Source organism: Polynucleobacter sp. 39-46-10, assembly GCF_002282275.1.
The window spans coordinates 22,340-33,334 of sequence record NZ_NCJB01000007.1 but is presented as its reverse complement, the minus strand read 5'-3'; the positions used below and the strand labels follow the sequence as shown (position 1 = coordinate 33,334).

At 46.1% G+C, this 10,995-nt stretch carries 9 protein-coding genes and 1 pseudogene; all 10 read right to left on the bottom strand.

Annotation, left to right across the window (positions count from 1 at the left end):
- A pseudogene (locus B7X71_RS01675) lies at nucleotides 1–221 on the bottom strand (hypothetical protein); the annotation flags it as partial.
- 100 nt (nucleotides 222–321) lie between these two features.
- The gene (locus B7X71_RS01670; RefSeq protein ID WP_293600139.1) at nucleotides 322–1,341 is read right to left on the bottom strand and encodes a GDP-mannose 4,6-dehydratase; all 1,020 of its coding nucleotides are present in this window, start codon (nucleotides 1,339–1,341) and stop codon (nucleotides 322–324) included.
- The gene (locus tag B7X71_RS01665; protein ID WP_293600138.1) at nucleotides 1,338–2,216 is read right to left on the bottom strand and encodes an NAD(P)-dependent oxidoreductase; all 879 of its coding nucleotides are present in this window, start codon (nucleotides 2,214–2,216) and stop codon (nucleotides 1,338–1,340) included. The genes B7X71_RS01670 and B7X71_RS01665 overlap by 4 nt, the downstream gene beginning before the upstream one ends.
- A 10-nt stretch (nucleotides 2,217–2,226) precedes the next feature.
- On the bottom strand, nucleotides 2,227–3,570 hold the full coding sequence (gene rfbH, locus B7X71_RS01660; protein WP_293597330.1) for a lipopolysaccharide biosynthesis protein RfbH: 1,344 nt from the start codon (nucleotides 3,568–3,570) through the stop codon (nucleotides 2,227–2,229).
- Nucleotides 3,571–3,583: 13 nt separating this feature from the next.
- Complete coding sequence (rfbG, locus tag B7X71_RS01655) at nucleotides 3,584–4,663, bottom strand: CDP-glucose 4,6-dehydratase (RefSeq protein WP_293597329.1); 1,080 nt, start codon at nucleotides 4,661–4,663, stop codon at nucleotides 3,584–3,586.
- On the bottom strand, nucleotides 4,663–5,436 hold the full coding sequence (rfbF, locus tag B7X71_RS01650) for a glucose-1-phosphate cytidylyltransferase (protein WP_293597328.1): 774 nt from the start codon (nucleotides 5,434–5,436) through the stop codon (nucleotides 4,663–4,665). The genes rfbG and rfbF overlap by 1 nt, the downstream gene beginning before the upstream one ends.
- A 28-nt stretch (nucleotides 5,437–5,464) precedes the next feature.
- Nucleotides 5,465–6,595, bottom strand: coding sequence for a GDP-mannose 4,6-dehydratase (gene gmd, locus B7X71_RS01645; protein ID WP_293597327.1), 1,131 nt, complete (start codon nucleotides 6,593–6,595; stop codon nucleotides 5,465–5,467).
- 17 nt (nucleotides 6,596–6,612) lie between these two features.
- Complete coding sequence (locus tag B7X71_RS01640) at nucleotides 6,613–7,569, bottom strand: GDP-mannose 4,6-dehydratase (protein ID WP_293597326.1); 957 nt, start codon at nucleotides 7,567–7,569, stop codon at nucleotides 6,613–6,615.
- Nucleotides 7,570–7,577: 8 nt separating this feature from the next.
- Nucleotides 7,578–9,065, bottom strand: coding sequence for a mannose-1-phosphate guanylyltransferase/mannose-6-phosphate isomerase (locus B7X71_RS01635; RefSeq protein WP_293597325.1), 1,488 nt, complete (start codon nucleotides 9,063–9,065; stop codon nucleotides 7,578–7,580).
- Between the two features lie 422 nt (nucleotides 9,066–9,487).
- The gene (locus tag B7X71_RS01630; RefSeq protein WP_293600137.1) at nucleotides 9,488–10,777 is read right to left on the bottom strand and encodes a hypothetical protein; all 1,290 of its coding nucleotides are present in this window, start codon (nucleotides 10,775–10,777) and stop codon (nucleotides 9,488–9,490) included.
- Nucleotides 10,778–10,995: the final 218 nt, after the last annotated feature.

The window sequence follows — 10,995 nt, the reverse complement described above, 5'->3', positions numbered from 1 at the left end:
TCTAAAAAAATATATAACAAAAATTCAGTAATAAACAATATCCCTATAGATATTATTCCTAAGTATAAAATGTATATTGAATAGTTTTTTTTTCGGCCTCGACTTTCGGCAATAAAATTCTGTATGCTATTGCCCAAGCCCATATCAACGAGGCTAAACCACCCCATCAATCCTACTATTAATACAAATACTGCATAATCATCTTTGCCTAGATATGGCAATAAAATTCCAATTACCAAGAACTGTACAGACGCCGTGCATAACCTAGATAGCCATGCACTGCATGCAATGACTATGTGTTTTGGTATTTTTATTACTAATTTATTTAGCATTCAACCACGCAACCATATCAATGATGCCATCTCTATAGCCAACTTTTGGTGCCCACCCAATTAGTGACTGCACCTTACTCAACGAAGCTACAAATACTTTCTGATCGCTCTCCCTAACTGGCAATTCTTTATACATCAACTTAACCTGTAACACCTCCTCTAAAACTGTAAACAGCTCTAGGATGGATAAACTATTATCTTGCCCACCGCCAATATTAAAAGCTTGACCTTGCATTTCATTTATGTTTTTTAGTGTCGCCACATACAAACGTTTAATATCATTGGCATTAAGCACGTCCCTAACCTGCTTCCCATTTCCAGAGATGGTGAAGTTAGTACTACAGCCGTGACGTGCCGCTTCAATTGCCTTTTCGCAAAACCATCCAATCCATCCCTGATCATAGGTTGCAAATTGTCTCCCTCCATACATTGATGAATGACGAAAAACAACTGTTTTCAACCCATAGATCCGCGCGTAGTCGAGCATATATTGATCGGCAGCACCTTTGGAGCATCCATAAGGCGAATGAAATTCAACCTGAGTTTGCTCATCAAAACCATTTGGTTTTTCTACACATTGATAGCGCGTATTATTTTCAACATAAGAGTACTGTTCGAGATCCCCATAGACCTTATTAGTTGAGGAATAGATCACAGTTACATCGGGGCAATACTGTCTCACCGCTTCAAGCAGGTTTAAAGTTCCAAGTGCATTAACTTCAAAATCCATTCTTGGATTGGCAATTGAAGTTGTCATTGCAACCTGACCAGCTAAGTGGAAAATGGCATCAGGCCCAAAAGATTGAATTACCCTAGTGATGTCATTCTGACTTCTGATATCGCCATGCTCAAATTTAAAAACTCCTTGGGATTGAAGCCACATGAGATTTTCTCTTGAACCGTTTCTACTTAGATTATCAAACACAACCAACTCATCCCCACGAGCCAAGGCATCCGCAGCAAGATTGCTACCAAGAAAGCCACAACCACCAGTGATCAATAATTTCATCTTGCCACATCCATTTCAATTGTTTTTTTTATTCCAGACTCCATATCAAACTTTGGAATCCATCCCAGATTTTTTAAAACATCAATACTTGCAACCAAGCACATTTCATCATTTTCTCGATAGGGTATTTCACCAAACAATAGCTTTGTACTCGAATTCGTTAATCTATGAGTAATTTCTACAAAATCCCTCAATCGAAGAGCGATACCAGAGCCCAACTCAATCTGTTGCTGTCTATTTAATTTCGAAAGATTTTCCAAAATTTTGATATAGGCCTCTACTACATCATCTATATAAATAAAGTCCCTTTCTTGCTCGCCAAACGTTAACGGTAATGTTGGCACATTATTCTTGCAAGCATTTATTACGTAAGTGGTGAATTTGGACGCATCATCACCAGGACCATACATATGCTGAAGCTTGATATTAATAAATTGAATATTTATATTAGGACTATTGGCCGTATAGCCCCCTAACTCCTCGAACTGGATCTTCGTCAGCGCATATAAACTCACATCTCTAGATAGAACAGTCCCAGTATTGACAAAGGAAATCTTTTTATCAAGCCCTTTGATGGCCTCCAATATTACTGCTCCAAGACGAATATTCGAATCAATCATTTGAATTATCGACTCCCCATTTCTTCCGTAGCAACAAGCTGTATGAATTACCACGTCAGGACGGACATCGATTATGAACTGACTGATTTCCAGATCAGTCACACACTTGCCTATATTGAGGAGTGATATGTTCCGCAGGCGGTAGAGATTGGTATTGTTTCTAACCAATAAAGATACATGGTGATCCATTTCACCAAGTCTATTAGCTAATGCGCTACCCAGAAAACCACTTGCGCCAGTAATAAGAATATTCAAAATAATTTTCTTAGAAATTGACGCCCAAGTATGCCTCGATTTTCTTAACAACAAATTCCAACATCTCTTTGGTTAATGCTGGCTGAACACCAATCCAGAAAGTATTGTTCATTACATTGTCGGTATTAGTTAATTCACCACTCACCCGATACTTGGCATCAACCATATAGGGCTGCCTTGTTAGGTTCCCTGCAAACAATAGTCTTGTCCCGATTTTATTTTGATCCAAATAAGTGGTCAGATCCAGCCTTGAAACAGGGGAGCCTTCTTTAACTGTAATCGGAAATCCAAACCAAGAAGGATTAGAATCTTCAGTGGCCACTGGCAACTGTAAAAATTCCTCACAAGAGCTAAGATGCTCTTTTAAGAATTTGAAGTTATCTTTGCGCGCTTGGATAAATGCTGGGGCTTTTTCTAATTGTGCTAAAGCACAAGCCGCCTGCATATCGCTAATTTTGAGGTTATACCCTAGATGACTGTATGTGTATTTATGGTCATAACCTTCTGGCAAATTACCCAGCTTCCAACAAAAACGTTTCCCGCAAGTATTATCTTTACCAGGAGGGCAGTAGCAATCACGACCCCAATCCCTAAAGCTCTCGGCAATCTGCTTCAAATCAAAATTATTAGTAAAAACAGCGCCACCCTCACCCATGGTGATATGGTGTGCAGGATAAAAGCTCAAAGTTCCAATGTCGCCAAAAGTACCAACCATTTGACCTTTGTAAGTAGTGCCTAAAGCATCACAACAATCCTCTATAAGCCATAAATTGTATTTTTTGCAAAGTGCAGTTACTACATCTAAGTTAAAAGGATTGCCCAAGGAGTGGGCGAGCATAATGGCTTTTGTTTTTTGACTTATCGCTGCTTCAATTTTTGAGGCGTCAATGTTGTGGGTATATTTATCGACATCCACAAATACTGGAATAGCACCAAATTGAATAATTGGGTTTACTGTTGTGGGAAATCCCGCGGCTACCCCGATCACTTCATCGCCCTGCTTAATTGCACGATCACCCAACTTTGGAGATGTGAGCGTAGAAAACGCCACTAAGTTAGCTGATGAACCAGAGTTGACTGTAATGGCATGCTTTACGCCAATAAATTCAGCCAGTTTCTTTTCAAACTGCTCATTAAAGCGACCCGTGGTAAGCCAGCCATCCAAGGAGGCATCCACCATATTTTTTAACTCTTCTCCACCAATTAATTTTCCAGATGGGGGGATAACTGTTTGTCCTGGCTCAAATGCTTTTGGAGAAAACTCAATGGCAGCATATTGATCTACTAGCGCAGCAATTTGCTTGCGTAATTTTTCTTGCTCTAGTTTTCTGATATCGATAATTTGTGTTTTCATTATTGTGTATTTATTATTTAGCACTCATATAGTGATTAATCTGAGCAAGACTAAGCTCTTGCATGTTTTCTTTTACTTGATATGCCTTTTGCCACTCAACGATTTTTTGTGTGGCCGTCTCTAGATTCCACTGTGGGATCCATCCTAGTTGCGTACGCGCTTTGGAGCAATCTAACTTCAAGAGATTGGCTTCATGAGGCTGCTCTGAGCCCTCTTTTTCCCAACGAGCTGAGTTACCCCAGCCAGAAATAAGAAGATCAACCACCTCTTGTACCGCTCGAGTATCTTCATCACGTGGACCGAAGTTCCAACCCGATGCAAAGGACGAACCCTGTTCATAAAGTGCTTGTGCCAAAATCAAATAACCCGAAAGCGGCTCTAAAACATGCTGCCAAGGACGTGTTGCCAAAGGATTGCGAATCATCAATGGCTTATTTGCTTCAAACGCTTTAATGGCATCGGGAATTAAACGATCCTCAGACCAGTCCCCACCACCAATCACGTTACCCGCTCTAGCAGAGGCAATCTTATTGGTTGAATTGGAATCGGAGAAATAAGATTGACGGTAAGCAGAAGTTACTAACTCTGCGCAACCCTTGCTATTACTGTAAGGGTCAAAACCACCCATCGGCTCATTCTCACGATAACCCCATAACCACTCTTTATTCTCATAGCACTTATCGGTAGTGACGACCACAGTAGCCCGCACTGAATCAATAGTTCGCGTACACTCAAGAACATGCACGGTACCCATCACATTGGTAGCATAAGTCTCCACTGGATTGACATAGGAATATCTCACCAAAGGCTGAGCTGCCATGTGTATTACTACATCGGGCTTGGCCTCTGACATAGTTTTTTGCAAGCCTTCCAAATTACTTATATCGGCAATATGGGACTTCTCAATCAGGCAATCAATCGCCAATACTTCAAATAAATTAGGTGTTGTATTGGGTGCCAATGAATAACCCGTGACCTTAGCCCCCATTGAAGAGAGCCAAAGCGATAACCAACTACCTTTAAATCCGGTGTGACCCGTTAGAAAGACATTTTTACCCTTCCAAAATACGGGGTCAACATGCGCTGTTTTCATTACCAGGATTTCCAAGGGGCACTGCCAGAAGACCAAAGTTCCTCAAGATAATTCTTATCACGCAAGGTGTCCATTGGCTGCCAAAATCCATGATGCTGGTATGCCATCATTTCCGACTGCTGAGCCAAAGTCTCTAAAGGTTCACGCTCCCAAATAGTGGAGTCGTCCCTAATCAGATTAATCACCTCGGGCGAAAGGACAAAAAAGCCGCCATTGATCATGCCGCCATCACCTTTAGGCTTTTCTTTAAAAGAGGTTATGTGATGATCTGGATGAATATCAATAGCACCAAATCGACCTGGTGGGTAAACCGCCGTTAATGTTGCCTTTTTACCATGACTCTTATGAAAACCAATGAGCTCGGCGATATTGACATCGCTCACACCATCGCCATAGGTAAAGCAAAAGGCCTCTTCATCCTTGACATACTGAGCAACACGCTTTAAGCGTCCACCTGTCATGGTGTCGGAGCCTGTATCAATCAGGGTAATTTTCCAAGGCTCAGCATAACGATGGTGGACTTCCATCTTGTTATGAGCCATATCAAAGGTCACATCAGACATATGCAAAAAATAGTTAGCAAAATACTCTTTAATGACATAACCTTTGTAGCCGCAGCAAATCACAAAGTCATTTACACCATGTGCTGAATAGAGTTTGAGGATGTGCCACAAGATTGGCATGCCACCAACTTCAATCATTGGCTTTGGCTTGCTTTCTGTTTCCTCTGAAATACGCGTTCCTAACCCGCCTGCAAGTATTACCGCTTTCATATAAATGAACCTTTAGCTATGGTGGCTCTCATCTCTCTTTGCCAACCGCTACCGAATAACCATGTTTGCTCAGCAAAGCATGTTGCCTAGCTTGATCAAGATCGTTCGCTACCATCTCGACAATCATTTGATCAAGGGTAATTTCTGGAACCCATCCTAACTTTTCTTTGGCCTTGGTGGGGTCACCCAAGAGAGTTTCTACTTCAGTCGGACGATAGTAACGTGGATCAATCTGCACAATCACATCACCCACTTTTAAGGCAGGGGCTTTATCGCCTTCAATGGAATCAACAATAGCCTTTTCATTTTCAGATGTACCTTCAAACCTCAGAGTAATTCCCAGTTGTTTTGCGCTACGGGTAATAAATTCTCGAACAGTGAACTGCACGCCAGCAGCAATCACAAAGTCGTCCGGCTTGTCTTGTTGAAGCATCAGCCACTGCATGCGCACATAGTCTTTGGCATGGCCCCAGTCACGTAGCGCATCGATATTGCCCATAAAGAGGCATTTCTCAAGACCTTGGGCAATATTGGCCAGACCACGAGTCACTTTACGAGTCACAAAGGTTTCGCCACGACGTTTAGATTCATGGTTAAAGAGGATGCCATTACAGGCATACATGCCATAGGCTTCGCGATAGTTCACGGTAATCCAGTAAGCATAAAGCTTAGCGACGGCGTAAGGACTACGTGGATAGAACGGGGTCGTTTCCTTTTGAGGGGTCTCTTGTACCAAGCCATAGAGCTCGGAAGTAGAGGCTTGGTAAAAACGGGTTTTCTTCTCCAGACCCAAGATACGGATGGCCTCCAACATGCGCAGTGGGCCCATCGCATCAACATCCGCCGTGTACTCTGGAGATTCAAAAGAAACCGCAACGTGTGACTGGGCACCCAAGTTATAAATCTCATCAGGCTGACATTCTTGAATAATGCGCACTAAGTTGCTGGTATCAGTCAGATCACCATAATGCAAGATCAGATCAGGGTGATTAACGTGAGGGTCTTGATACAGATGGTCAATACGCTCAGTATTAAAAGAGGATGCACGGCGCTTAATACCATGAACGATGTAGCCTTTTTCCAAAAGGAATTCAGCAAGGTAAGAGCCATCTTGGCCGGTGATGCCGGTAATTAAGGCGACTTTTTGTTTTTTATTCATGGTGATGTGCCGATACTTTATTGAATTGATTGATACATTTTTTTAACTACATCTGTGCCTTGAATTTCAGCTTTCCAGCCTAACTTTTTAAATGCTTTGCTTGGGTTGCCAAAACTAACGGTTGCGTCGGATGGACGAAATAGTTTTTCATCTTGAACAACATGGTCTTTCCAATTAAGTCCAGCACTCTCAAATGCTACCCGCACAAAATCCTCAAGCGCAATCGGAGCTCCTGTTGCCACTACATAATCTTCTGGCATATCCTGCTGAAGCATGAGCCACATAGCTTCTACGTATTCAGGTGCCCAACCCCAATCTCTGGAAATATCCAATCTTCCGAGCTTCAACCTTTCAATACCGCCATCAGCTATGCGCCTCACAGCATGAATAATTTTCTGGGTTACGAAACGCTCGGGACGCAAAGGAGATTCATGATTAAACAAAATGCCGGTGCATGTGAATAGACCATATGCATCTCGGTAATTATTCACCAGCCAGTAGGCAGATGCCTTGGCAACGGCATAGGGGCTCATGGGATAAAAAGGGGTTTTCTCGCTAGCCGATTCGCCGTGGGTATCACCAAAGCACTCCCCTGATCCCGCATGATACAGGCGAATATTTTTATCCATCATTCGAACTCCCTCTAGCATATTGAGAGTGCCTACAGTGATACTCTGCATTGTTTCGGCGGGCTGTTCAAAAGACAACCCTACAGAAGATTGTCCTGCTAAGTAATAAATTTCATCTGGATTACTTTTTCTTAAAGCCACCAATACGCTACGAAAATCTTCAGGGGCCATTGATATACACTGCACCTGATCCTTGATTCCCAATTTATTTAGATTGCCAAATGAGGATCCTTGGGCATCTCGAGAGGTTCCAAAAACTACATATCCTTTGTTTAGTAAAAACTTGGCTAAATAAGCGCCGTCTTGACCGCTTATTCCACAAATAAGTGCTATACGCTTATGCATTGATATTTTTAACTCCGTCCATACGTATCTTCAAATCGCACAATATCATCTTCACCTAAATAACTACCAGATTGCACTTCAATAATTTCTAGAGTAGTTTTTCCAGGGTTGGCCAAACGATGAGTTTGACCTTGCGGAATATACGTGCTTTGGTTCTCGGTTAGTAGAAGGACTTTATCGCCATTAGTGATTTCAGCGGCGCCCTTAACCACGATCCAATGCTCTGCACGATGGTGATGCATCTGCAGCGACAGACTTGCACCAGGCTTTACTTGGATACGCTTCACTTTAAAACGCTCACCCTCATCCACACTGTCATACCAACCCCAAGGTCTGGAGACTTTGCGATGGAGATTTTTCTCTTCGCGCTTTTGCGCTTCTAACTGGCCAACAATATTTTTGACGTCTTGACTATTTTTTCTGTCAGCCACTAAGACTGCATCTGCAGTCTCCACAATGATCAAGTTCTCAACTCCCACAGCACTCACCAAACGACTGCTCGCGTGAATAAGCGAGCCCTTAGAATTAGTCAGTAATGTATCGCCACTGGTCACGTTACCCGCTTGATCTTGTTTGCCTACTTGCCACACGGCATCCCATGCTCCTAAGTCATTCCAGCCCGCATCGAGCTCGACCATCTTTATTGGGAACTTTGATCCTGGACACTTTTCAATCACTGCATAGTCAATAGACTTACTCGGAATAGTCTTAAAGATCTCCTTATCTGGACGGACGAAAGTCGCATCGCCTGAATGATCTACTGATTTAGCGACCCAAGCTGTTTCTGTGGCACCAAAAATATCAGGGCGAAATTCTTTTAGGGCGGCCAACCAAACACTGGCTTTAAGCACAAACATCCCGCCATTCCAAAAATAACCACCCTCTTCTAAATATTGCTTTGCAGTCGTTTCATTGGGTTTTTCGACAAAGCGCTCCACTACAAATGAGTCGCCTTGCTTGTGGCCTACCTCATCATTGGCTTTGATATAGCCGTAACCGGTTTCTGGTGTGGATGGCGTAATACCCAAAATTGCGATGGCGCCTTCTTTAGCAATTTCAATACTCTTGATTAAAGCTTTGGTAAACGCGGTGGGATTAGTCACCGTTTGATCTGCTGGAGTCACCACAAGAATAGGATCGTTGCCCTTATCTTGCGCATAGAATGCAGCTAGCGTTAATGCTGGCGCAGTGTTTCTGCCGCTAGGCTCGAGTAGCAAAGTAGCCGCGAAGTGATTAGATGCACTTTTAATTTCACGCAACTGATCTAAAGCCAAGAAGCGATGTTCTTCGTTTGTGACAATTAAAGTGCTATCCAGCTTGATATCTGTATTAGCAATGGCATGAATGCGCTCAATGGCCTGCTGGAAGAGACTCTTCTTTGAGTCATCCCCAGAGAGTACTAAAAACTGCTTCGGAAAGCCACTTCTGGATAATGGCCAAAGACGAGTGCCAGAACCGCCGCAAAGGATGACCGGAAAGACCTGGTTGGAACTCATGTGTAATTTATAAATCAATGATTAAGACTTATGAAGCATGAAGCCCGCTAATGCCCGGTACCGTGCTTCATAACGGGCATTCACAATGCACCGATCCCGGGCGCTCATTTGCTCGGGCAGCGACCGCGGGCAGGATGCTAGGTTCGGCTCGTCCTTGTAGGCAAGCTGCGGCACTGCATGGCGACTGACCGCCTCAGGACTGACTGCCTTAGGACTTAATGCTACGCAACTCACCGGCTTACTCACGCCCAACCCCTCCTGGTCAACTGGCACCGCGCTAGCCCGGTGCCCTCTTCATATGATTTGCTGCCCACCGCCGGCGCCCTGTACTGCAGCGCACCATTTGTTCTAATAATTATAAGGGCAGTGGGCGCAAGCACCACGTTTTGCCGCCATGATGCCGCTCGCATTTGCCCTGGCTGCTAATTAGGCGCGGCCCCTTTGTCCCGGCGTGCCCTCCTTAGCAGGGCACGCCCCAGCAGCCACATCAGCGCAAGCCCAAGGCCGAGCGCGGTGCCTGCGGCGGTAGACTTGACCATGCCGCGCTTCTTGGCGGTCGGGGCCGTGTTGGCCTGGAGCCCGTTGCTAAAGCGGTCCTTGATGATCAGGACCCGTGCGCGCAGCAGGTCTAAGGGGAGCCGGGCCTTGAGGTCGGCGGGTGGCAGGCTTTGGCGGATGCCCCGCTCGAGCTCGAGGAGGTAGCCTGCCAGCTGCACGCCGTCAAACTGGGTCCGGGACCGGGGGATGGCCTCCTGCAAGAAGCGCTTGGTGATCTCGATCTGGGTAAGCCGGTCGCCCAGGCGCGAGAGGAGCTCGCGCTTTTGGTGGATTTCGGTGTTCACTGCGATGATCTGGGTGCCGATTGGGAGGTACTTGGCGCCGGAGTCCTTGGGGTCGACCACCTGCCCGGCCTGCTTTTGGTCAGCGGGGAAGCGCTTGAGCAACCCCTCCAGGCTGACTGCGCGGGCCTGGAGGTAGGCCAGCTCAATTTGGGTGGCGCTGATCTGGCGATCTATCTCGGCCCGGGTCGCGATGGCCTCACTCTCGTAGCCGTTGAGGACGTTGCGTAGCTGCAGGTAGGCCCCGCCAGAGAGCATAAAGTGGGCCGCCTGGCGCACATTCTGCAGGGCAGCCTCCCGCGACTGGGCTGCCGCGCCCATGGTGATGCTCAGGATGCTGGTGCTGGCGCCATCGAGCTCCTTACCAATTGCCGCCAGGTCCTTCATGTCGGCCTTACTCAGGGCGTAGGTCGGCTGGGCATTTTTTTGCCACCAGGCCGGCTCGCTCATCTGGCGGTAGAGGGCCTCGCTACCCTCGGGGGCCTTGCCCTCCTGGACGATCTGGTCGGCTAGGTTGGGCAGACTTTGTGCGATGGCACGCCACGAGACCAGGTCAAGGCCGCCCTCGCCCCTGGTGGCGTCCACCTTGTTGCTATTGAGCAGGGTGAGCTCGGCCTGGTAGCTCCCCAAAAATTGCCACCCCAGGAAGCCTACTACGCCGCCTAGCAGTGCCGCCAAGAGGAGCTGGCGGTAGTGGGCGGCCACAAAGTCGACGATATCGCCGATCGATAGCTCGGCCTCTTCCCCTGAAGGCCCGGGGGCTCGGGCTGCCGGCAGAGGATTTGCCGGGGGGTTAGCCCTCGTTTGTGGTGATGGCTCGCTCACACAAGACCCTAATAAAATATGTTTATAAATTCTATTAATAATAAACATAATTAATGACAGGCGTGTGAATTTTTGCCCTTAGGGTGTAGACCCCTTGCCCGGGTCAGAAAAAAGTAATACATCCATCACGGGCTTGCTGGGCCGGTATGTCCGTGCCCGGCCTTGCTGGGTACGCCCATCAGGGGCGCGGGCGTGTGCGCTCAGGCTGTTGGTGGGGGCACGGAATGCGGGCCAAGTTACTGCGCCTGGCCAGCTGCGCCAAGTTG

Coding starts and splice junctions, on each gene's coding strand:
- B7X71_RS01630 (WP_293600137.1), bottom strand. CDS start 10,777: ATGTTTATTATTAATAGAATTTATAAACATATTTTATTAGGGTCTTGT.
- gmd (WP_293597327.1), bottom strand. CDS start 6,595: ATGAATAAAAAACAAAAAGTCGCCTTAATTACCGGCATCACCGGCCAA.
- rfbF (WP_293597328.1), bottom strand. CDS start 5,436: ATGAAAGCGGTAATACTTGCAGGCGGGTTAGGAACGCGTATTTCAGAG.
- rfbH (WP_293597330.1), bottom strand. CDS start 3,570: ATGAAAACACAAATTATCGATATCAGAAAACTAGAGCAAGAAAAATTA.
- B7X71_RS01670 (WP_293600139.1), bottom strand. CDS start 1,341: ATGAAATTATTGATCACTGGTGGTTGTGGCTTTCTTGGTAGCAATCTT.
- rfbG (WP_293597329.1), bottom strand. CDS start 4,663: ATGAAAACAGCGCATGTTGACCCCGTATTTTGGAAGGGTAAAAATGTC.
- B7X71_RS01635 (WP_293597325.1), bottom strand. CDS start 9,065: ATGAGTTCCAACCAGGTCTTTCCGGTCATCCTTTGCGGCGGTTCTGGC.
- B7X71_RS01640 (WP_293597326.1), bottom strand. CDS start 7,569: ATGCATAAGCGTATAGCACTTATTTGTGGAATAAGCGGTCAAGACGGC.